Here is a 20721-nt window from a genome sequence, read left to right on the forward strand (position 1 = left end):
GAGGACCGCGAGAGGTTGCGAGGAGAACTGCCATGACGACATTCGTACTGGTGCCGGGCGCCCACACCGGCGGCTGGGTGTGGCGGGAGGTGGCCGGGGTGCTGCGGGAGGCGGGGGCCGAGGCGCACCCGGTCTCCCTCACCGGCATGGACGGCGGCCGCGAGGCGGGTCCCGGCACGGACCTGGAGACGCACGTACGGGACGTGGTGGAGCTGATCGACCGGCTCGACGGGCCCCGGGTGGTGCTCGTCGGCCACGGCTACGGCGTCCACCCGGTGCTCGGCGCGGCCGACCGGCGCCCGGAGCGGGTCGCCGGGATCGTCCACCTGGACACGGCCCCGCCCCGGAACGGCGAACCGGCCCTCGCCCTGGTGCCGGATCCCGGGCTCCGCGGCCGGACGGCCCGCCGTGCCGGAGAGGGCGGCGGGGACGGGGACGGCGGTCCGCTCCCTCCCCCGCGGCCGGACGAGTGGCACCGCTGGGGCAGCACCGCCGGCGTCTCCGCCGAGACCCTGGAACTGCTGTCCCGGCGCGCCGCACCGCAGCCGCTGCGCACCCTCACCCGGCCGCTGCGGTTGACGGGGGCGGCCCTGGAACTGCCGAGCACCGGCGTGCTGTGCACCGCCAACGGATCGAGCATCGCCGCGGTCGAGGCCCTGGCGGGGTTCGGCGACCCCCGCTTCACGGCGCTCGCCGACCCCCGGGTGGGCTTCTTCGAGATCGGCACCGGGCACTGGCCGATGCTCTCCCGCCCCGGCGAGCTGGCCGGGATACTGCTCCGCGCCGCGGCGGGCGAGGGCCACCGGGTGGCCGCCTCGGCCGTCGAGCGGCCCCCGCACCTGGAGCCGTTCGTCCTGGACGTGCCCGAGCGGCGCCGCGAGCGGATCGGACACGTCGACCTCCACCTCCCGGACGGCCCCTCCGACCGCGCGTCCGGCGGCACGCCCGTCGGCGGCCCCCGGCCGGCGGTGGTGTTCGTCCACGGCGGTCCGCTCCCCGCAGGCGTGCGGCCCACACCGCGGGACTGGCCCGCCTTCGTCGGCTACGCCCGCCGGGCGGCGGGTCTGGGGGTCGTCGGCGTGACGCTGGACCACCGGCTGCACGGCCCGGGCGACCACGCGCGCGCCGCCGAGGACGTCGCCGCGGCGGTCGGCCTGGTACGGGCCGATCCGCGCGTCGACGCGGAGCGCGTCGCACTGTGGTTCTTCTCCGGCGGCGGACCGCTCTCGGCCCCCTGGCTGGCCGCGCCCCCGCCGTGGCTGCGGTGCGTGGCGGCGACCTATCCCCTCCTCGCCCCGCTGCCGGCCGGGCCGCCCCCGGACCCCCGCTTCCGGCCCGTGGAGGCGGTGCGCGGCGCCGGGCGGCTGCCGATCGTGCTGACCCGGGTGGAGCTGGAGCACCCGGCTCTCGCCGCGACGGTCGGGGAGTTCCTGACCGCCGCCGGGGAGTGCGGCGCGGACGTCGAGGTGATCGACGTGCCGGGGGCCCACCACGGGTTCGAGACCGTCGACCGCACCGAGGAGGCGCGCGACGCCGTGGAGCGCGCGGTGCGGTCCGTGGTGCGGCACCTGGACGGATGCCGTTCGAACGGCTGAGACGGCCCCGGTCCCGCGTCACCCGAACGGCGGTACCCCGGTGGCCGGTCCCGCGGCGGGAGCCAACCGTGGCAGTCAGGTGACGGCACCTCCGTCCAGACGACACCACACCGACGCGGGAGGCTTTCATGCGTCTTCGCACAGCAGCGGCCGCGTGCGCCCTGGCGGTACTGGGCCCGCTTCCGGCGGCCGGCGCCGCCCTGGCCCAGACCGACAGGGACTGCGCCGACTTCCGAACCGAGCAGGAGGCCCAGCGCTTCTTCGAGCAGGAGTCCGGCGACCCGTCCCATCTGGACGCCGACGACGACGGGGCGGCCTGCGAGGCCCTGCCGTCGGGAGGCGGGGCCTCACCCGGCTCGGACGGGCCGGGTGAGACGTCCGGCACGGCCAGGCCGGGCGGCCCGGCCACCGGCGAGGACGGCGCACCGGCCCCGCACGGGGCCGTCGACGCGGGGGGCGGCGGGGCGTCCGGCGACCCGGGCGACGCGGCGCCCGCCCTCGCCCTGGCGGCCGGTCTGGGGCTGGCGGCTGGCGGCGCCGTCCTCGCCCGCCGCAGGCGCAGGGCGTCCGGCTCCGCGGAGAAGGGAGCCTGAGGTCTCCCGGCCCCGGGGGCGGCACCGGCGGCCCCGGCGCCGGTGGGTGTCCCGGCACGGCGGCGACGTCCGCGCGGCCCTGCGGTCCGCGGGAGTCGCCGCCGCCTGCTCGCTGGCCCTGACCGCGCCGGGCGGCGGGGACGCCCCGGAGTCCCGGCCCGGATCCGGGCTGCCGTGGGCGGGCGCCGACCGGGGGCAGGGAGGTCGGCACGCTCCGGACCGGTGGCCGGCAACGGACACGGGGGCGGGGGCGAACGCCTCCGCCGGACGGCCGGGCGAGGCCGCCGAGCCGGTGCGCCTGCGCATTCCGGCCATCGGCGTGGCGGCTCCCGTCGAACCCCTGGCCGTCGGCCGGGGCCGCGAACTGCTGCCGCCGCGACGTCACCGCTCCACCGGCTGGTGGCGGGAGGGACCCGAGCCCGGGGAGCCCGGCCCCGCGGTCCTGGTCGGCCACTACGACTCCGGCACCGGGCCGGCCGTCTTCCACCGCCTGGCCGCGCTCCGCCCCGGCGACCGCGTGGACGTCGACCGCGCCGACGGCTCGTCCGTCTCGTTCACCGTGCGCCGCCTGGCCGCCCACCCGCGGGACGCCTTCCCCGCCGACCGCGTCTACGGCGGGACCGGAAGGCGGCCCGCCCTCCGTCTGATCACCTGCGACGGCACCTACGACCGCGCGGCGGGCCGCTACTCGGGGAACCTCGTGGTCTTCGCGGAGGCGGAGGGGAGGGCAGGGGCGCGGGACGGGGGGCGCTGACACCGCGGCGGCACCGGCGCGGCCGGAGCGGAGGCGGGGACGGAAGCGGCCGCGGACCGATCTGCACACACCCTGTACCGGATACGTGATCATGCGATGAGCGGCCGGGCCCGGCCGCCGGACACGGCAGCGCCAAGGCGGCGCCGGCGGGCGGGCATGGCCGGGAACACACCCTTGAGGGGGCGTCGGAGGGCTGCCTACGGTCGAGGCGTGCGGACACCGCCCGCGTGCCGAGAGGAAACCGATGACCTCTGCCGTCACCCCCTACCCCTTCAACAGCCCCGAAGGAATCGGCCTGGACGACGCCTACCGGTCGGCGCAGGAGCGGCCGGGCATGGTCCGCGTCCGGCTGCCGTTCGGGGAGCCCGCCTGGCTGGCCACGCGCTACGAGGACGCGAGACTGGTGCTGGGGGACCGCCGCTTCTCCACGGCGGCGGCCCTCGACAGGGACGAGCCCCGGCTGCGCGAGTCCCGCACCGGCGGCGGCATCCTGCAGACGGACCCGCCCGAGCACACGCGGCTGCGCACACTGGTGGCCAAGGCGTTCACCGCGCGCCGGGTGGAGGAGCTGCGCCCGCGCATCCGCGCCCTGGCCGAGGAGCTGGTGGACGGCCTGATCGCCGCGGGGCCGCCGGCCGACCTGGTGGAGGACTTCGCACTGCCGCTGCCGGTCGGGGTGATCTGCGAGCTGCTGGGGGTGCCCGTGGAGGACCGCCCCCGCTTCCGCCGCTGGAGCGACGACCTGCTGTCCACCAGCGGACTGACCGACGACGAGTTCCAGGCCAGCTTCCGGGAGCTGCGCGCCTACCTGGCCGAACTCGTCGCACAGCACCGCGCCCGGCCCGCCGACGACCTGATGAGCGCGCTCATCGCGGCGCGCGACGAGCGGGACCGCCTCAGCGAGACGGAGCTGATCGACCTGTGCGCGGCCGTCCTGGTGGCCGGGCACGAGACCACCGCGACGCAGATCCCGAACTTCGTCCTGGTGCTGCTGGAGCACCCGGAGAAGCTGGCCGAGCTGCGCGGGAACGAGGAGCTGATCCCCGCGGCCGTGGAGGAGCTCCTGCGGTACGTGCCGCTGGGGTCGGCCGGCTCCTTCGCCCGCTACGCCACCGAGGACGTGCGGGTCGGAGGCGTCCTGGTGCGGGCGGGGGAACCGGTCCTGGTCTCGATCGGCGCCGCCAACCGGGACGGCTCGCACTTCGAGGCGCCCGACGAGCTGCGCTTCGACCGCCCCCGGCAGCACATCGGCTTCGGACACGGCGTGCACCACTGCCTGGGCGCCCAGCTGGCCCGGGCCGAGCTCCAGGAGGCGCTGCGCGCCCTGCTGTTCCGCCTTCCGGGGCTGCGTCCGGCGGGCGACGTGGAGTGGAAGAGCCAGATGCTGGTCCGCGGGCCGCGGACCATGCCGATCGGGTGGTGACGGCCGTGGGCTGGCGCATCGAGGTGGACCGGGAGGCGTGCATCGGCTCGGGCATGTGCGCCGCCCTCGCCCCCGACCTGTTCGTCCTGGAGGGGACGAGGGCCGAGGCGGTGCTTCCCGAGACCGACCCGGAGGAGCGGGTGCTCGACGCCGCGGACTCGTGCCCGGTGCTGGCCATCCGGGTGTCCGGGCCCGAGGGGGTGGTCGGTCCCCGGCCGTGACGGCCGTCGCAGCCGTCCGGGCCGGAAGCCGGCGGATGCCGCTTCCGGCCCCTGCGCCGCCCCGACGGGTGCCGGCGACGCCTCACACGGAGTGCCCCTGGGCCTCCAGCCACCGGTGGAGCGCGGTCTTGTCGGCGACGCTGATGCGCGCGGGGCCCTCGGGGGTGGGGCCCTCGTCCTGGTTGAAACCGGTGTCGGTGACGCGGGCGGTGACCCAGTCGGCCAGTTCCCGGGCGGCCTCGGGCGACAGCCGGCCGTGCTGCCAGTCCTGCCGGGCCCGGGCGGCGGCGCGCTCGTCGTGGCGGGCCGCCTCCTCCAGCCAGACCGGTACCAGCCGCCCGGCGACCCGTGCGTCCTCGTCGGTGGGGGGTGGGGATGCCGAATCGTTCATGTAGGGACGTGTGACCGGCCGGCGGGGTGCCATGCCCCACCCTCGCCCCTTCCGGGGAGCGGCGCCGGGAAGTGCGGGGACGCGGGCCGCCCGGGGTGTCCGCGCAGCGGCCCGCCCCCCGGTCCGGACCGGTCCGCCGGACGGCCCCGCGCCCCGGCGGGCGCCGGTAGGCTGGCGCACGTGCTGCGGGCGACGACCGGAGACCAGGGATCCGCCGACCTCGGGGGACTGCACCGCCACCTGTCGGCACGGGGGCGGGGGGCCGCCGCGGAAGGCCGCGGGAGGCCCGGATGCCGCCTGCGGTTCGGCGGCGGAGCCGCCGGCATCGAGCGGCTGGAGGCGGCACTGGTGGGCGAGGCGTTCTCGCCGCACCGGCACGACACCTATGCGATCGGCGTGACGCTCCGGGGCGTGCAGACCTTCCGCTACCGGGGGGAGAAGCGCCACTGCCTGCCGGGCGAGTGGCACGTCCTGCACCCGGACGAGCTCCACGACGGTGCCGCGGGCACCGACGACGGCTTCGGCTACCGCATCTTCTACCTGGATCCGGCGCTGGTGCAGGAGGCACTCGGCGGGCAGCCGCTGCCCTTCGTGCCCGACCCGGTGATCCGCGCCCGGGGGGTGGATCCCGCGCTCGCCGAGTACCTGAGCGACATCGACGCCCCGCTCTGCGACGTCGAGGCCGCCGAGATCACCTCCGCGATCGCGGACGTGCTGCGGCGGCACGCGCCGGCTCCCGCCCGGCCGCGGGCGCGCCTGGACCTGGACGCCGTGCGGCGCGTGCGGGAACTGCTGGCCGACGATCCGGCCGTCCGCCACCCGGCCGAGCTGCTGGAGCGCGTGTCCGGGCTCGACCGCTGGTCGGTGGCCCGTCAGTTCCGTGCGGCGTTCGGCACCAGTCCGACGCGGTTCCGCACGATGCGGCAGCTCGACCTCGCCCGGCGGCTGATGCGCCAGGGCCGGCCGCCCGCGGAGGCCGCGGCGGCGGCCGGTTTCGCCGACCAGAGCCATCTGACGAGGATGTTCAAGCGCGCGTACGGGCTGACCCCCGCGGCCTGGGCGGCGGCGGTCCGGCAGCCGCCCGCACCGGGGCTCAGCGGGACCGGGCCCGGATCGCCCTGACGACCGCGGCCATGTCCGCCCCGCCGTGCCCCAGCCCGACGGTCTCGCCGTACAGGGCGAGGCAGGCGTCCAGCAGCGGTGAGGCCGCGCCCGCCTCCCTGGCCGCCTGTGCGATCAGGCGGTTGTTCTTCAGCACGTCGGCGACCGCCGCCTGCACGGTGAAGTCCTCCTCCACCAGCTTGCGGGCCTTCGCGCGGGAGACGGAGGACGCCATGGGGCCCGCGTCCAGCACGTCGGCCAGCAGTCCGGGGTCCAGGCCGCGCCGCCCGGCGAAGGCGAAGGCCTCCGCCAGGCCGGTGACCATCGTGATCAGGTAGAGGTTGACCGCGAACTTCATCAGCAGCGCTCCGGGCACCGCACCGCAGTCGAAGGTCTCCCGGCACATCGGCGCCAGCAGCGGACGCACCCGCTCGACGTCGGCGTCCCGGCCGGCGAGCATCGCCACGAGTTCGCCCGCCTCGGCGGGCCCGCGCGACCCGGAGACCGGCGCCTCGACGTAGGCGCCCCCGGCCGCGGTGACGTCGTCGTGGAGCGCCGCGGAGTAGGCGGCGGAGACCGTGCCCATGTGCACGAGGGTGCGGCCGGCGACACGGCGGGCGAACTCCGCGGTCCCCCGGGCCAGGACCGCGTCGACGGCGGCCTCGTCGGCGAGCATCAGCACCACCGCGTCGGCCGCCTCGAACACGGCCGCCGGTCCGTCGGCCTCCTGCGCGCCGGCCGCCACCAGCGGTCCGCACCGCTCCCGGGTCCGGTTCCACACCACCGTCGGCATCCCGGAGCGGACCAGGTTGAGCGCCATGGGCCGCCCCATGACACCGAGTCCGACGAAACCCGTCTTCACGCCGTCCCACCTCCGAGTCGCACGGGCCGGTCGGGCCCGTGCCGTGCGCGTCTGCCGGGCGGCTCCCCGGCCGCCTCCGGCCGTTTCTAGCCGGGGCGGGGGCGGGCCGTCTTGAACGGCTGTGCACGGTGCGCGGCACACGACGGGCGCGGGCCCGCCCCTCCCGGTCCGCACCGGAGGGGACGGGCCCGCGCCGTGGGGTCGGCCCCTGCCGGCCGCCGGCGGTTTCCGGGCGCCGTCACGGCCGCTCCCCTCACGTCGTACGGTGTCCCGCGACCGTTCGGGGGCCCTCCCCCAAGGACCGGTCGTCCGTCCGGGAAGGAGACGAACACGCACCGCGACAGGCCTCCTGGCGTGCCGTCGGCCGAGCCGCCTCCCGGCTCGCCCCGGGGAGGTGGCGTCACCCGGACTGGCTGCTGTCCTTCAGGGAGCCCCAGCCGTGCCAGCGCTCGATCTCGATCCAGGCGCTGACCCGGCGGCGGTCCCGCCGCGCGTACGCCTCCCCGAGGTAGTGCCGGGAGAGCCGGTCGATGTCGGCGAGCCCCTCGTCGTCGCGGAGTTCGGCGATGCGGCCGATGAGGGTCACGTGCGTGTACCAGTTCCCCTCGTCCAGCACGGTCAGGGTGACCCGGGGGTCGTTGCGCACGTGCTCCAGCCGCTTGCGGCCCTCGTCCATGTTGACCAGCACCCGGCCGTCCTCCCAGAGGTACCAGGTGGCGGCGGACACCGGCTGGCCGTCGGACCGCAGGGTCGTGATGACGGCCGGATTGGCCTTCTTCAGCATGGCGACTGCCGCTTCGGGAAGCGGTGGCTTCGACATCGGGGGCCCTCCTCGGCGTGTCTGTCTGTGCCGGTCGCCCGGTCGGCGCGGCTCCGCCCAGCTTCACACACCGCCCGCGCCGGAAGCGGGAGCGCACCGCCGGACGCCGCACGCCCGTCGCCGCCACCGGCCCCGTACAGGGGCGGTCCGGCGGACGCCGCGCCCCGGGCGGGCCCGGTGCGGGCCGCCGGGAGCACCCGTCCCGGCCCTGTTCTCGTACAGCTACGGCGAGGGGACAAGTGGCTCAGCGTGATCCCAGGGCCTCCGCTCGAGTGCGGAACCCGGGGACCGCTCCGTTGTTCAGGGCGGCGAAGTCGGCGTGCGCGGCCTCGACGGCTTCGGGGTGCGCCCCGTGCTTGGCCTGCTCGGCGAGCGCCCGGTGGATGCTCGCCACGGAGGGGTTGCTGCCCTTGCGCTTGCCGGTGGGGATGACGAGGTCGGGCCGGATCTCCCGGAGCGGGCGCGGGCCTGCGGGCGGCCGCCTGCCCGGCGGCTTCATGAGGCGGCGGCCCGGATGCGGAACGTCAGTCCGTCCGGGCTGCTCAGGCGCTGGTCGTCCGGGCCGGTGTGATCGGTTCCGTACGGCATCTCGCACCCCAGGCCGCGTGCGCGGAGGGCCACGGCGTCCGGGTCGTCAACGGCGACGACGAGTTCCCAGCGGGGCGCGCACCTCCCGGGTCCGTGCATCCGGACGAAGTCCGCGCAACCGGGGACCGTGCCGAGCATGTCCCGGTAGAAGCGGCGGGCCCGCTCAGGACGGGGGCAGGCCAAGACCATGCGCTGTGGTGCGCTCGCCGACGGGGACCACCGGTTGGAGGGGTGTGTCTGCCACAGGGAGAAGGCCGCACCCACGGGATCGACCAGTGTGGCGATGCGGCCCTGGTCCCCGGCGTCGAACGGCGCGAGCACGAGCCGGGCACCCGCTGCGGTGGCGGCTTCCGTGCGGGCCTCGACGTCATCGACGGCGAGGTAGTAGGCGATGTGCGCGGGAGTGCCCGGCGGGTAGACCGGGGAGCTGAGGTCGCTCACACCGCCGATCCGACGGCCGTCGGCGAAGATCTTGACCGCGCGGCGCCAGTCGCCTTCGTCCACGGCGAACCGCCAGCCCAGCACGGCGGAGAAAAAGGCTGCCGTACCCGGCACGTCGTGCGTCTTGAGGTCCATCCAGCAGAACTCGTTCAGCGCCCCGAGGTGAGATGCCGCCAACTGCCTGCCTCCTTGCCGCTTCGACCCGCTGCCGTCATAGCCGACCCGCCGCTCCTTCAGCAACCCGCTGTGCGCGAGTAGCCGTGGAGGGACGCCCGCACCCCGGCAGTGATGAGCGCGGCGCGGGCGGGGGCGGACAGCGGTGCGGCACCATGGTGGCTGCGCTCGGACACCGCACCCGAGGTCAGCAGCAGAAAGCGGTCGGCCGCCGGCGCCGCATCCTCCACCTCCAGGACACCGAGGTCGGCCAGGCGGCGCAGTTGGCGGGCGAGTTCGCGCTGGGTGCGCTGCGGCCCGGACCGGTCCCACGCCTGGAGCAGGCCGCGCGGCAGGTGTGCGGCCTCGGCCCGCATCCGGCGCACCACGGCGAAGTGGTCGGCGAACTCGGCGCGCGGCCTGCTCCAGGCCGTGGCCAGGGCGAGCAGGGCCGCCTCAAGGCGGTGCGGGTCGGCCACGGGCCCCAGGTGCCGCTGGGTGAGGTCGGCCAGGACGTCGGCGACCCGTGTGGAACTGTCCTCGATGACCGCGGCGAACAGCTCCTCCTTGCCCGCGAAGTGGTTGTAGACGGTGCGAGTGGACACCTCCGCCTCGGCGGCGATGGCCTCGATGCCGGCGGCGGTGAACCCCACACGGCCGAACACGGCGCGGGCCGCCCTGCCCCTGCCCGCCGGCCGCGCGGACCGGAACAAGCGCCCGGCGGGTTCCCCGGGCCTCTGACCGCTTAAGAGCGTGTCCTGTGTGGTGAGGCGGGCCGGTCGCTTGGAACAGAGGATGGCTGCGGTCAGCCCGAGAAAGGCCGGGTGGTTGCGGGAATGGCGCTCATAGCGTGGAGAGGGGCGTCGGTAGCCGGTGGGCCGGGCCATCGTGCGCTCGACCACCCAGCGGTGACGCCCCAACCGCTCACTGGAGTCGACGCCCTTGCGGGCGATCGGTGCCGCGATGCGTTTGCCGCGGAGCCATCGACGCGGGCCAGGGTTGCCGTGGGCCTTGTCGGCGTGGAGCTTGCCGGATCGGCAGTCGCGGCCCGGTCGGGATCGTGTCTCGTGTGGAGGCCGGCCGGCATGGGCCCCAGCTCCTGGCTGTCGTGGGTGCTGGCTCCGGAGATGCCGGCCACGAGGGGCAGTCCGGACCGGTCGGACGGGATGCGCATCCCGGTACCCGGCCTGCCCCGGTCCACGGGGCTCGGACCTGCAAGTCCGCCCCCCCTTTTTTCAGCCCGCACGCGGGCCGAGTCCACAACCGTGGCGGAAGACGGTGGTGCCGAGCCGGTGGACTCGGCGACGAAGCCGGTGTCGAACCCGGCGACTCCTGGACGTCCGGCAGGTCGATGGCGCCCCGGTGCCGCTCGTTCCCCGCCTTGACGTCGATCAGGTCCTCCGGCTCCCAGTCCTGCCCCCACCCCCGACCGAGATCACTCGCTCGGCTCAACGAGGCGCCCGGCCAGGAGAGACGAGCGCGGGGCAACCACACGGCGCCACATGCCCGTTCACCGCGGCCATACGAGAACAGGGCCGTCCCGGGCGGGCCCGGTGCGGGCCGCCGGGAGCCCGTCCGGGCTGCGGCCCGCCTACAGCTCCCGGGCGTGGGGGGGCTCGGCTCCGGCCCGGGAGCAGGTGACCGCCGCGGCCCGGGCGGCGTAGCCGAGGACCTCGTCCCACCCGCGCCGCCCCAGCCGGCCCAGCGCGTCCGCCGAGAGCAGGCCCCGCTCGGACAGGGCGTGCAGCAGCGCCGCGTTCACCGTGTCGCCGGCACCGATCGTGTCCACCACCTCGACCTCCTCACCCGGCACGGAGAACTCCTCCCCGTCCCGGGTGAGGACGGTCATCCCGGCCGCGCCCCGGGTCACCACCACCGCCGCGGGGCCCGCCTCCGCCCAGGCCCGCTCGTCGCCCCCGAGCCAGTCGGCGTCCTCCTCGCTCAGCTTCAGCAGCGTCACGTGCCGCAGCCAGCCCTCGAACCGCCGGCGGTAGGCGTCCGCGTCCGGGATCAGTCCGGCCCGGACGTTGGGGTCGAGCGCGACGAACCTGCCGCGGTCCGCCTCCCGCCGCATCAGCTCCTCGTACGCGCTCGCCCCGGGTTCCAGCACCAGGGAGCACGTGCCGAACGACAGCGCCCGGGTTGCGGCGGGCAGGCCGTCGGGGACCCGGAAGAGCCGGTCGGCGGTGCCCTCGGCGTAGAAACGGTACCCGGCCGAACCGTCCGCGCCGACCGACGCGACGGCCAGCGTGGTGGGCTCCGGCCCGCGCTGGAGCAGCCCGGTGTCCACCCCCTCCCGCCGCAGCCGGTCGACCAGCGACTCGCCGAAGGCGTCGGTCGAGAGCCGCGAGCAGAAGGCGACCTCGGAACCGAGGCGGGCCAGGGCCACGGCCGTGTTGTACGGGCCTCCGCCGCGTGCGGGCAGCAGCGGCGCCAGGGCGTCGCCGCGGGTCTGCGGTACCAGGTCGATCAGGGCCTCGCCGGCGACGACGATCACGGTGCTGCGTTCCTCTCGGCGGGTCGGAAGGAGGCGCGGGGTCCACGGGCCGGCCGGGGCTGCCGTCCCGCCACCGGGGACGGCACCCGAAGCGGTGGGCGTAACCTTTCTGCCACCCGGGCGTTGACAAGGTATCGCGTGCACATGAATCCGTCCCCCGCGGATGCGCGACACAGGGACCCGGAGCAACCCCCCGTGCTCCGGGTCCCTTCGCGTTCCGCGGTGGCGGCCGGCGGCCGCGGGGCGGCGGGACGTCAGCCGAGCGCCTCCAGGACCGCCGCACGGGCCGAGGCGGCGTCGGGCGCGCCGAGCGCGAGGCCGGCCAGGCGCCTGCAGTCGTCGAGCGTGCGGGCGGCCAGGGACGCCCGCACCTCCCCCAGCCGGCCGGGAGCGGCCGACAGGCTCGTCACCCCCAGCCCCGCCAGGACGGGGGCCAGCAACGGATCGGCCGCCGCCTCGCCGCACACGCCGACCGGGCGGCCGTGCCGGGCGCCCTCGCGGGCCGCCGTGCCCACCAGCTCCAGCAGGGCCGGCTGCCAGGGGTCCAGCAGTTCGGCGAGGGAGCCGAGGGTCCGGTCGGCGGCGAAGGCGTACTGGGCCAGGTCGTTGGTGCCGACGCTGAGGAAGTCGCAGGCCCGGGCCAGCGCTCCGGCGCGCAGGGCGGCCGCGGGCACCTCCACCATGGAGCCCGCCACCGGCAGGCCGTGGGCGCGGACCCGGCCGGCGAACTCCGCGGCCTCGCGCGGCAGCGACACCATGGGCGCCATCACCCACACCTCGGCACCGCTGCCGTCGGCCGCCTCGGCCACGGCGGCCAGCTGGGTCTCCAGCAGGTGCGGGTCGCGGGCCGCGGTGCGCAGCCCCCGCACGCCCAGGGCCGGGTTCTGCTCGTCGGCCGCGGTGGCGAACGGCAGCGGCTTGTCGGCCCCGGCGTCCAGGGTGCGCACCACGACGCGGCGCCCGGCGAAGGCGGTGAAGACCTCGCGGTAGGCGGCGGTCTGCTCCTCCCGCCCGGGCGCCTCGGTGCGGTCCAGGAAGAGGAACTCGGTGCGGAACAGGCCCACCCCCTCGCTGTCGGCCGCCGCCGCGTCCGGGAGTTCGCCGAGCCCGCCCAGGTTGACCAGCAGCTTCACCGGGTGCCCGTCGGCGGTGCGGCCGGGTCCGGCGGCCCGCGCGGCCCGCTCGCGGCGCCGCCGGTCCCGTTCGGCCGCCTCGGCGACGGCTGCGGGGTCCGGGTCGGTCCGGACGGTGCCGGCCGCTCCGTCGACGAGGACCTCCCGGCCGTCGGCCAGGCCGGCGGCGCCCGTGCAGCCGACCACGGCGGGCAGGCCGAGCGTCCTGGCCAGGATGGCGGTGTGGCTGGTGGGCCCGCCCCGCTCGGTGACCAGGGCCAGCACCCGTGCCGGGTCCAGCTGGGCGGTGTCGGCGGGCGCGAGGTCGCCGGCGACCAGGACGTGGGGGTGCCCGGGGTCGGGGAGGCCGGGCATGGGCAGGCCCAGCAGCCGGGCGACCGAGCGGTCCCGCAGGTCGTCCAGGTCGGCGACCCGCTCGGCGAAGTAGCCGCCCGCCGCCTCCAGGGCGGTGCGGAACTCGCCGAAGGCGGCGGCGAGGGCGTGCGCCCCGTCGGTGCCCTCCGCCACCAGGGCCTCGGCCCGGTCCCCCAGGGCGGGGTCGTCGGCCATCAGCGCCTGGGCCGAGAGGACCTCGCCGGCCGCCCCGTCGGCGGCTTCGGCGCGCCGCCGCAGGTCGGCGGCGGTCTCACGCAGCGCGCGGCGGACCGCCGCGGCCTCGGCGGGCGCCTGCGCGGGGTCGACGGTGCGCGGGGCGGGGAGGGCGGGCGGCGGCGCCATGCGGGCGACGGGGCCCGCGGCGCTGCCGCCGCCGATCCCGATGCCGGTCAGCACCGCGTCCCCCGCGCCCTCCGCCGTCCGGGCGGCCGGCCCCGTCACCGCGGCTCCTCCGCGTCCAGGTCGCTCTCCAGGAGGCCGGCCAGTTCCTCGACGGCGGCCTCGGCTCCCTCCCCCTCGGCGGCCAGCACCACCCGGTCGCCGTGCCCGGCGCCCAGGGCGAGCACGGAGAGCAGGCTCCGGGCGTCGACCGGTGCCTGCCCCTCGCGGGCGATGGTCACCCTGACCGGCCGGCGGGCGGCGGCCTGGACGAACAGCGAGGCCGGGCGGGCGTGCAGTCCGCTGCCGGAACCTATGACGACGGTGCGCTGGGGCATGGGGATCACTTCCGTTGGGGTGGTGGGAGGGCAGCCGGACGAGCGGGGCACGGCGGTGGGCGTCCGCGCGTCCGGCCGGGGTCCTGCGGGGTCGGGACCGGACCGGCTCAGGCGGCCACCGGTGCCGTCGGCCCGGTCTCCGCGGAGGCGGTGCGTCCGCCGCCGTCCGCCGTCCTGCGGCTGCTCTTGAGGAGGACGACCGCGGCGGTGGCCACCGCCGTGCCGGCGGCGATCGCCAGCAGGTAGAGCAGCGGCCCGCCGATCAGCGGCACCACGAAGACGCCGCCGTGCGGGGCGCGCAGGGTGGAGCCGAAGGCCATGGACAGGGCGCCGGTGACCGCGCCGCCGGCCATCACGGACGGGATGACCCGCAGCGGATCGGCCGCGGCGAAGGGGATGGCCCCCTCGGTGATGAACGAGGCGCCCAGCACCCAGGCCGCCTTGCCGTTCTCCCGCTCGGCCCGGGTGAACAGCCTGCCGCGCACCGTCGTGGCCAGCGCCATCGCCAGCGGCGGCACCATGCCGGCGGCCATCACCGCGGCCATCACCTTCAGGCTGCCGTCGGTGGGCGTGGTCAGGCCGCCGACGGCGAAGGCGTAGGCCACCTTGTTGAGGGGGCCGCCCAGGTCGAAGCACATCATCAGGCCGAGCACGGCGCCCAGGAGGGCCGCGTTGGAGCCGGACAGACCGCTCAACCAGTCGGTGAGCCCCTTCTGGAGGGCGGCGATCGGCTCGCCGACGACCACGAACATCAGGAAGCCGACGGCCGCCGAGCCCAGGAGCGGGATCACCAGGACGGGCATGATGCCGCGCAGGGTCGGCGGGATCCCGACCCGCTGGATCGCCGTCACCACCCCGCCCGCGATCAGGCCGGCGACGAGGCCGCCGAGGAAGCCCGCCTCGACGGTGACGGCGACGGCACCGCCGACGAAGCCGGGCACCAGGCCGGGGCGGTCGGCCATCCCGTAGGCGATGTACCCGGCCAGGACCGGCACGAGGAACCCGAAGGCCGCACCGCCGATCTGGTTGAGCAGGGCGGCCCAGCTCTCGGTCTCGGTCCACACGAAGTGCTCGGCCACGGACTCGGCGTTCGCGATCTCGTAGCCGCCGAGCGCGAAGGACAGGGCGATGAGCAGGCCGCCCGCGGCGACGAAGGGGACCATGTAGCTGACGCCGCTCATCAGGTAGCGGCGCAGCCGGGAGCCGAAGCCCTCGCCGGGCCCGGCTCCGCCGCCCGCCCGGCCGTCCGCGCCGCCGGTGCCGTCCGCGCCGGCCGCGGACGGCGCGGCGACGGGGGCGGTCTCGCCCCGGGCCGCCGCGGCCCGCACCTGCTCGATCAGCTCGGCCGGCCGGTTGACGGCGGCCTTCACCCCGACGTCGACGGTGGGCTTGCCCGCGAAGCGGGCCCGCTCCCGCACCTCCACGTCGTGCGCGAGGATCACGCCGTCGGCCGCGGCGACCACCTCGGGGTCCAACCGGGTGAACCCGGCCGACCCCTGGGTCTCGACGGTCACCTCGACGCCCGCCTCACGCCCGGCTCGCTCCAGGGCCTCGGCGGCCATGTAGGTGTGGGCGATGCCGGTCGGGCAGGAGGTGACGGCGACGATCCGGAAGGGCGCGGCGGGCGCCTGCTCCTGCGCGGGTGCCCCGGTCCGGCCCTCGGGCGGACCGTCCGGCGCCCCGTCCCGTGCGGTTCCGTCCCCGGACTCCTTCTCGCCGGACTCCTTCTCCCCGGCTCCCGCGGCGGGCGGCCGGTCGCCGCGCACGAGGGCGGCCGTGGCGGCCGCGTCGGCGGTGCCGCGGAGCGCGGCGGTGAAGTCGCCGTCGGCCAGCCGGCGGGCCAGGGCGGAGAGGATCGTCAGGTGGTCGGAGTGCGCTCCGGCCGGTGCGGCGATCAGGAAGACCAGGTCGGCGGGGCGGCCGTCCGGGGCGCCGAAGTCGATGCCGGTGCCGCTGCGCCCGAAGGCCAGGGTCGGCTCCGTGACGTGTTCGCTGCGGCAGTGCGGGATGGCGATGCCGCCCTCCAGACCGGTCGGCATCTGCGCCTCGCGGGCGGCCACGTCGGCGAGGAGGCCGTCGAGGTCGGTGACGCGCCCGGCCCCGGCCATCCGCTCGGCGAGCGACCGCACGGCCGCTTCCCTGGTGTCGGCGGACAGGTCGAGGTCGACCAGTTCCGCGGTGATCAACTCACTCATCACGCGGCTCCTTGCTCGCGTACCGCCCGGTGGGCGGCGGGGTTCGGGAGGTGGGGGCCCCGGTGGGCCCGCCGGGTCGGCGGAAGCGGGCGGTGGCGGGGGCTCACGGCACCGGCTCCGTCAGGGCGCGGTCGAGGGGGACGTCCGCGGTGGTGGTGACCGCCGCCGGGTCCAGATCGGCCGGGGCCGGCATGGCGCTGCCGGGCAGCTGCACCGCGGCGGCGCCGTGGGCGACGGCCGCCGCGAGCGCCCCGGGGCCGGCGCCCCCGGCGGTCAGGAAGCCCGCCAGCGAAGCGTCGCCCGCACCGACGTTGCTGCGCACCGCGGCGACCGGGGCGCGGCCGAAGTGCGCGCCGTCGCCGTCGACCAGGAGCTGGCCGTCGGCGCCGAGGCTGGCCAGGACCGCCCGGGCTCCGCGTCCGCGCAGCTCCTCGGCGGCCTTGACGGCGTCGCCGACGGTGGCCAGGGGGCGCCCGACGGCCTCGGCGAGCTCCGCGGCGTTCGGTTTGACCACGTCCGGGCGCTCCTCCAGCGCCGCGGCCAGGGCGGCTCCGGAGGTGTCCAGGGCGATCCGTGCCCCGGCCCGGTGGGCGCGGCGGACCAGTTCGGCGTACCACCCGGGCCGCAGCCCGCGCGGGAGGCTGCCGCAGCAGGCGATCCAGTCGGCGCCGGACGACCGCGACCGCACGGCCTCCAGCAGCGCCTCGGCCTCGTCCGGGGTGAGGTCGGGGCCGGGGGCGTTGACCTTGGTGAGCGTGCCGTCGGGTTCGACCAGGGAGACGTTGACCCGGGTGGAGCCGGCGACCGGGACGCCCGCCGCCTCGATGCCGTGCCGGCCGAGCAGCCGGGCGAGCAGTTCGCCCTCCGGCCCGCCGAGCGGGAGGACCGCGACGGTCCGGTGCCCGGCGGCGGCGACGGCACGGGAGACGTTGACGCCCTTGCCGCCGGGGTCGACCCGTTCGGCTCCGGCCCGCAGGACCGCGCCGCGCCGGAGGGCCGGCAGCTCGTAGGTGCGGTCCAGGCTCGGATTGGGGGTGACGGTGAGGATCATGCGCGCACCACCCGCGGGCCCTGCCGCTCGATGGCGCGGGCGTCGTCGGGGTCCAGGCCCGTGTCGGTGACGAGCAGGTCGACGTCGGAGAGGTCGGCGAAGCGGGCGAAGTGCCGTCGGCCGAACTTGCCGGAGTCCGCCAGCAGGACGACCCGCCGGGCGGCCGCGACGGCGGCGCGCTTGACGGCGGCCTCGGCGAGGTCGGGGGTGGTCAGGCCGCCGTCGGGCGAGAAGCCGTTGGCGGCCAGGAAGAGCACGTCGGCGTTGATCTCGCCGTAGGCGCGCAGGGCCCAGGAGTCGACGGCGGCGCGGGTGCGGTGCCGGACCCTCCCGCCGACGAGGTGGAGTGCGATGCCGGGGTGGTCGGCGAGCCGGGCGGCGACGGGGAGGGCGTGGGTGACGACGGTGAGGACCGAGTCCACGGGGATGCCCGCGGCGAAGCGGGCGATGGTGGTGCCCGCGTCGAGGATCACGCTCCCGTCGGCGGGCAGTTCGGACAGGGCCGCGCGGGCCACGCGGTCCTTCTCGCCCGCGGCCACGGCGTCGCGCTCGGCGACGTCGGGCTCGAAGTCGAGCCGGCCGACGGGGATGGCGCCTCCGTGGACACGCCGGACCAGTCCGGCGCGGTCGAGGACCTTCAGGTCGCGCCGCACCGTCTCGGCGGTCACCTGGAACTCCTCGGCCAGGGCCAGTACGTCGACCCGGCCGCTCTCGCGGGCCAGGCGCAGGATCTCCTGCTGACGCTCGGCTGCATACATGTGGTTTCGTGTCCGTTTCATGCCCGGTCCTGTTGGCGTGCCGCCATATTAGGGATCGGTGACCAAGAAGTAAACACACTCGGGCACACACTCGGGCAGGAACGGGCGCGCGCGGTCGCCGCCCCGCCCGGCGGGGCGGCGGCGGAGGCCGCCGGCGGCGGGCCGGGGCGCGTCAGGGGGCCAGGACGTCCAGCTCCTGGAGGGCGCCCACCGTGATCTCGCGGGTCAGCCGCTCGGCGCGGACCGCGTCGCCCTCCCGCACCGCCTCGGCGACCTGCACGTGGAGGGTGACGGCGGCCGGATCGGGATCGTCGAACATCACCTGGTGGTGGGTGCGCCCGGCCAGCACCTCGGCGACGAGGTCGCCCAGGTGCGCGAACATCTCGTTCCCCGAGGCGTTCAGGACGATCCGGTGGAAGGCGATGTCGTGGACCAGGTACCCCTCCAGCTGCCCGCCGCGGGAGGTGGCGACCATGCCCAGGGCGCACTCGGTGAGCTCGGCGCACTGCCGGGGGGTGGCGTTGCGCGCGGCCAGCCCCGCGGCGACGGGTTCGACCGCCGAGCGCAGCACGGTGAGGGAGCGCAGTTGGCGGGGGCGGTCGGCGCCGGCCAGGCGCCACCGGATGACCTGCGGGTCGTAGACGTTCCACTCCTCCGCGGGCCGCACGGTCACGCCCACCCGGCGGCGGGACTCCACCAGGCGCATCGACTCCAGCACGCGGACCGCCTCGCGCATCACCGGGCGCGACACCCCGAGGCGTTCGGCCAGCTCGTCGGTGCGCAGCACGCTGCCGGGCGGGTGCTCGCCGGCCGTGATGGCGAGCCCGAGGGTGTCCAGTACACGGGCGTGCTGTCCCCGGGCCGCTGCGGTCATGGCAACAGCCTACGCAGGGGCACCCCGAACCAAAAGTCAGATTATTTTTCCGCCGACTCTTGATTTCATCTGACCTTTGAGTTTCAGTGACGTGTCATGCAGATGTCGACGGAGACAGCGAGGCAGCGATGAGCACCCCCCACGTCATCGTGGTCATGGGCGTGGCGGGCACCGGCAAGACCACGATCGGCCCCCTGCTCGCGGACCGGATCGGTGTTCCCTACGCGGAGGCCGACGACTTCCACCCCGCCGCCAACATCGCCAAGATGACGGCCGGCACACCCCTGACCGACGAGGACCGCCGGCCCTGGCTGGACGCCATCGGCGCCTGGGCGCGGAGCAGGGAGGGGCTCGGCGGAGTGGTCAGCTGCTCGGCCCTGAAGCGGGGGTACCGGGACCGGCTGCGAGCCGCCGCGCCGGGGCTGGTCTTCGTCCACCTCACCGGCGACCGCGGGCTCATCGAGGAGCGGATGGCGCGCCGCGAGGACCACTTCATGCCCACGGCCCTGCTGGACTCGCAGTTCGCCACGCTCCAGCCCCTGGAGCCGGACGAGAACGGCTTCCCCGTCGACGTCTCCGGCAGCCCGGAGGAGATCGCCGAACGGGCCGCCGCGGCCCTCGGCGACCACGGCCGGCCCCGGTCGGCCGGGTAACCGGACCCCCGGCGCGCCCGCGCCCCTCCCCCGCGCGGGCGCGCCGCCCCTCCCTCACCCCCGATCCACCACGAGGAACACCACCGTGACCAGACTCAGCGCCGAGGTGCTGGCAGCGGACGCCGCCGAACCGATCACCTCCGCGGGCCACACCCAGCTCGGGATCGCCGTCCTGGCGGGCATCGCCGTCATCGTCCTGCTCATCACCAGGTTCAAGCTCCACGCGTTCTTGGCGCTGACCATCGGCTCCCTGGCCCTGGGCGCCTTCGCGGGCGCCCCGCTGGACAAGACGATCTCCAGTTTCAGCAGCGGCCTCGGCTCCACCGTGGCCGGGGTGGGCGTGCTGATCGCCCTCGGTGCGATCCTCGGCAAGCTGCTGGCCGACTCCGGCGGTGCCGACCGGATCGTCGACACCATCCTGGAGAAGGCGGGCGGCCGCTCCATGCCGTGGGCGATGGTGCTGATCGCCTCCGTGATCGGCCTGCCCCTGTTCTTCGAGGTCGGCATCGTGCTGCTGATCCCGGTGGTGCTCATGGTCGCCCAGCGGGGCGGCTACTCGCTGATGCGCATCGGCATCCCCGCCCTGGCGGGTCTGTCCGTGATGCACGGTCTCATCCCGCCGCACCCCGGCCCGCTGGTCGCCATCGACGCACTCGGCGCCGACCTCGGCGTGACGCTGGCCCTCGGGCTCCTCGTCGCGGTGCCGACCGTGGTCGTCGCCGGTCCGGTCTTCTCCCGGTACGCCGCCCGCTGGGTGGACGTCCCCGCACCCGAGCGGATGATCCCCCAGCGCTCCGCCGGCGAGCCGGAGCGGCGTCCCGGTTTCGGCGCCACCGTGGCCACGGTGCTGCTGCCGGTCGTGCTGATGCTCGCCAAGGCCCTGGTCGACATCGTCGTGGACGACCCCGGGAGCACCGTCCAGCGGACCTTCGACGTCGTCGGCTCCCCGCTGGTCGCGCTGCTCGCCGCCGTGGTCGTCGCCTTCCTCACCCTGGGCCGGGCCGCCGGGTTCACCCGCGCCCGCATCTCCGCCACCGTCGAGAAGTCCCTCGCGCCCATCGCCGGTGTGCTGCTCGTCGTGGGCGCGGGCGGCGGCTTCAAGCAGACCCTCATCGACGCCGGCGTGGGCCGCATGATCCTCGACTTCTCCGAGAACTGGTCGATCCCGGCCATGCTGCTGGCCTGGCTGATCGCGGTCGCCATCCGCCTGGCCACCGGCTCGGCGACCGTCGCCACCATCTCCGCCGCCGGTCTGGTGGCGCCCCTGGCGGCCGACATGTCGACCACGCACGCGGCCCTGCTGGTCCTGGCCATCGGCGCCGGATCGCTCTTCTTCAGCCACGTCAACGACGCCGGCTTCTGGCTCGTCAAGGAGTACTTCGGACTGGACATCGGCCAGACGGTCAAAACCTGGTCGATCATGGAGACCGTCATCTCGGTGGTCGGCGGCGCCCTGGTGCTGCTGCTCTCCCTGGTCCTGTAGCGGTCGCCTCCCGGGGGCGGGGCCCGGGCGGCCCCGCCCCTCGC

21 protein-coding genes and 1 pseudogene are annotated in these 20721 nt (G+C 76.3%); 8 read left to right on the forward strand and 14 right to left on the reverse strand.

What is annotated here, in order from left to right:
• Nucleotides 1-32 precede the first annotated feature (32 nt).
• From ACFSJS_RS22000 to ACFSJS_RS22020, 5 genes are all read left to right on the forward strand, one after another.
• Complete coding sequence (locus tag ACFSJS_RS22000) at nt 33-1595, forward strand: alpha/beta fold hydrolase (RefSeq protein WP_380903086.1); 1563 nt, start codon at nt 33-35, stop codon at nt 1593-1595.
• A gap of 128 nt (nt 1596-1723) precedes the next feature.
• On the forward strand, nt 1724-2188 hold the full coding sequence (locus tag ACFSJS_RS22005) for an excalibur calcium-binding domain-containing protein (RefSeq protein WP_380903088.1): 465 nt from the start codon (nt 1724-1726) through the stop codon (nt 2186-2188).
• Nucleotides 2189-2234: 46 nt separating this feature from the next.
• The gene (locus ACFSJS_RS22010) at nt 2235-2942 is read left to right on the forward strand and encodes a class F sortase (protein WP_380903090.1); all 708 of its coding nucleotides are present in this window, start codon (nt 2235-2237) and stop codon (nt 2940-2942) included.
• A 244-nt stretch (nt 2943-3186) separates the two neighbouring features.
• Nucleotides 3187-4365, forward strand: coding sequence for a cytochrome P450 (locus ACFSJS_RS22015; RefSeq protein WP_380903092.1), 1179 nt, complete (start codon nt 3187-3189; stop codon nt 4363-4365).
• Nucleotides 4362-4586, forward strand: a complete 225-nt coding sequence (locus ACFSJS_RS22020) for a ferredoxin (protein WP_380903094.1) — start codon at nt 4362-4364, stop codon at nt 4584-4586. The genes ACFSJS_RS22015 and ACFSJS_RS22020 overlap by 4 nt, the downstream gene beginning before the upstream one ends.
• Before the next feature lie 82 nt (nt 4587-4668).
• Here the strand turns inward: ACFSJS_RS22020 and ACFSJS_RS22025 are convergent, their stop codons facing one another.
• Entirely contained in the window at nt 4669-4977 is a 309-nt protein-coding gene (locus ACFSJS_RS22025; RefSeq protein ID WP_380903096.1) for a hypothetical protein, read from the reverse strand.
• 180 nt (nt 4978-5157) lie between these two features.
• On the opposite strand from ACFSJS_RS22025, the gene ACFSJS_RS22030 reads away from it, so the two are divergent.
• A complete protein-coding gene (locus tag ACFSJS_RS22030; RefSeq protein ID WP_380903098.1) occupies nt 5158-6099 on the forward strand; it encodes an AraC family transcriptional regulator in 942 nt (313 codons plus the stop codon).
• Here the strand turns inward: ACFSJS_RS22030 and ACFSJS_RS22035 are convergent.
• The 13 genes and pseudogenes from ACFSJS_RS22035 to ACFSJS_RS22095 form a co-directional block, all read right to left on the reverse strand.
• Nucleotides 6071-6940, reverse strand: a complete 870-nt coding sequence (locus tag ACFSJS_RS22035; protein ID WP_380903100.1) for an NAD(P)-dependent oxidoreductase — start codon at nt 6938-6940, stop codon at nt 6071-6073. The two genes, ACFSJS_RS22030 and ACFSJS_RS22035, sit on opposite strands and share 29 nt — an antisense overlap.
• Before the next feature lie 400 nt (nt 6941-7340).
• On the reverse strand, nt 7341-7760 hold the full coding sequence (locus tag ACFSJS_RS22040; protein ID WP_380903102.1) for a PPOX class F420-dependent oxidoreductase: 420 nt from the start codon (nt 7758-7760) through the stop codon (nt 7341-7343).
• A gap of 244 nt (nt 7761-8004) precedes the next feature.
• On the reverse strand, nt 8005-8259 hold the full coding sequence (locus ACFSJS_RS22045; RefSeq protein WP_380903104.1) for a hypothetical protein: 255 nt from the start codon (nt 8257-8259) through the stop codon (nt 8005-8007).
• Nucleotides 8256-8966 carry a VOC family protein gene (locus tag ACFSJS_RS22050; RefSeq protein WP_380903106.1) on the reverse strand — a complete coding sequence of 237 codons (711 nt, stop codon included), beginning with the start codon at nt 8964-8966 and terminating at the stop codon, nt 8256-8258. The genes ACFSJS_RS22045 and ACFSJS_RS22050 overlap by 4 nt, the downstream gene beginning before the upstream one ends.
• Nucleotides 8967-9022: 56 nt before the next feature.
• Nucleotides 9023-9607: a TetR family transcriptional regulator gene (locus tag ACFSJS_RS22055; protein WP_380903146.1), complete on the reverse strand. Its 585-nt coding sequence runs from the start codon at nt 9605-9607 to the stop codon at nt 9023-9025.
• Nucleotides 9608-9703: 96 nt separating this feature from the next.
• A pseudogene (locus tag ACFSJS_RS22060) lies at nt 9704-10206 on the reverse strand (transposase); the annotation flags it as partial.
• Between the two features lie 327 nt (nt 10207-10533).
• Nucleotides 10534-11439: a carbohydrate kinase family protein gene (locus ACFSJS_RS22065; RefSeq protein WP_380903108.1), complete on the reverse strand. Its 906-nt coding sequence runs from the start codon at nt 11437-11439 to the stop codon at nt 10534-10536.
• A gap of 254 nt (nt 11440-11693) precedes the next feature.
• Complete coding sequence (locus ACFSJS_RS22070; protein WP_380903110.1) at nt 11694-13388, reverse strand: phosphoenolpyruvate--protein phosphotransferase; 1695 nt, start codon at nt 13386-13388, stop codon at nt 11694-11696.
• Nucleotides 13385-13663, reverse strand: coding sequence for an HPr family phosphocarrier protein (locus ACFSJS_RS22075; RefSeq protein ID WP_380903112.1), 279 nt, complete (start codon nt 13661-13663; stop codon nt 13385-13387). Before ACFSJS_RS22075 ends, ACFSJS_RS22070 begins: the two co-directional genes overlap by 4 nt.
• A 107-nt stretch (nt 13664-13770) precedes the next feature.
• Nucleotides 13771-15858: a PTS fructose transporter subunit IIABC gene (locus tag ACFSJS_RS22080; RefSeq protein WP_380903114.1), complete on the reverse strand. Its 2088-nt coding sequence runs from the start codon at nt 15856-15858 to the stop codon at nt 13771-13773.
• 103 nt (nt 15859-15961) lie between these two features.
• Entirely contained in the window at nt 15962-16909 is a 948-nt protein-coding gene (gene pfkB / locus ACFSJS_RS22085) for a 1-phosphofructokinase (protein ID WP_380903116.1), read from the reverse strand.
• Complete coding sequence (locus tag ACFSJS_RS22090) at nt 16906-17667, reverse strand: DeoR/GlpR family DNA-binding transcription regulator (protein WP_380903148.1); 762 nt, start codon at nt 17665-17667, stop codon at nt 16906-16908. Before ACFSJS_RS22090 ends, pfkB begins: the two co-directional genes overlap by 4 nt.
• A gap of 172 nt (nt 17668-17839) precedes the next feature.
• Entirely contained in the window at nt 17840-18541 is a 702-nt protein-coding gene (locus ACFSJS_RS22095) for a FadR/GntR family transcriptional regulator (RefSeq protein WP_380903118.1), read from the reverse strand.
• 128 nt (nt 18542-18669) lie between these two features.
• Here ACFSJS_RS22095 and ACFSJS_RS22100 point away from each other — a divergent pair, with 128 nt between their 5' ends.
• The gene (locus ACFSJS_RS22100; RefSeq protein ID WP_380903120.1) at nt 18670-19194 is read left to right on the forward strand and encodes a gluconokinase; all 525 of its coding nucleotides are present in this window, start codon (nt 18670-18672) and stop codon (nt 19192-19194) included.
• An 85-nt stretch (nt 19195-19279) separates the two neighbouring features.
• On the forward strand, nt 19280-20677 hold the full coding sequence (locus tag ACFSJS_RS22105) for a GntP family permease (protein WP_380903122.1): 1398 nt from the start codon (nt 19280-19282) through the stop codon (nt 20675-20677).
• The last annotated feature ends 44 nt before the right edge of the window (nt 20678-20721 follow it).

Origin of the sequence: Streptomyces desertarenae (assembly GCF_042681365.1) — a bacterium.
Lineage (GTDB): Bacteria > Actinomycetota > Actinomycetes > Streptomycetales > Streptomycetaceae > Streptomyces > Streptomyces desertarenae.

Bases quoted from the DNA above. Each gene is read 5' to 3' on its own strand.
- ACFSJS_RS22000 (WP_380903086.1), top strand. From the start codon at position 33: ATGACGACATTCGTACTGGTGCCGGGCGCCCACACCGGCGGCTGGGTG.
- ACFSJS_RS22005 (WP_380903088.1), top strand. From the start codon at position 1,724: ATGCGTCTTCGCACAGCAGCGGCCGCGTGCGCCCTGGCGGTACTGGGC.
- ACFSJS_RS22015 (WP_380903092.1), top strand. From the start codon at position 3,187: ATGACCTCTGCCGTCACCCCCTACCCCTTCAACAGCCCCGAAGGAATC.
- ACFSJS_RS22025 (WP_380903096.1), bottom strand. From the start codon at position 4,977: ATGAACGATTCGGCATCCCCACCCCCCACCGACGAGGACGCACGGGTC.
- ACFSJS_RS22040 (WP_380903102.1), bottom strand. From the start codon at position 7,760: ATGTCGAAGCCACCGCTTCCCGAAGCGGCAGTCGCCATGCTGAAGAAG.
- ACFSJS_RS22045 (WP_380903104.1), bottom strand. From the start codon at position 8,259: ATGAAGCCGCCGGGCAGGCGGCCGCCCGCAGGCCCGCGCCCGCTCCGG.
- ACFSJS_RS22075 (WP_380903112.1), bottom strand. From the start codon at position 13,663: ATGCCCCAGCGCACCGTCGTCATAGGTTCCGGCAGCGGACTGCACGCC.
- ACFSJS_RS22080 (WP_380903114.1), bottom strand. From the start codon at position 15,858: ATGAGTGAGTTGATCACCGCGGAACTGGTCGACCTCGACCTGTCCGCC.
- pfkB (WP_380903116.1), bottom strand. From the start codon at position 16,909: ATGATCCTCACCGTCACCCCCAATCCGAGCCTGGACCGCACCTACGAG.
- ACFSJS_RS22090 (WP_380903148.1), bottom strand. From the start codon at position 17,667: ATGTATGCAGCCGAGCGTCAGCAGGAGATCCTGCGCCTGGCCCGCGAG.
- ACFSJS_RS22095 (WP_380903118.1), bottom strand. From the start codon at position 18,541: ATGACCGCAGCGGCCCGGGGACAGCACGCCCGTGTACTGGACACCCTC.
- ACFSJS_RS22100 (WP_380903120.1), top strand. From the start codon at position 18,670: ATGAGCACCCCCCACGTCATCGTGGTCATGGGCGTGGCGGGCACCGGC.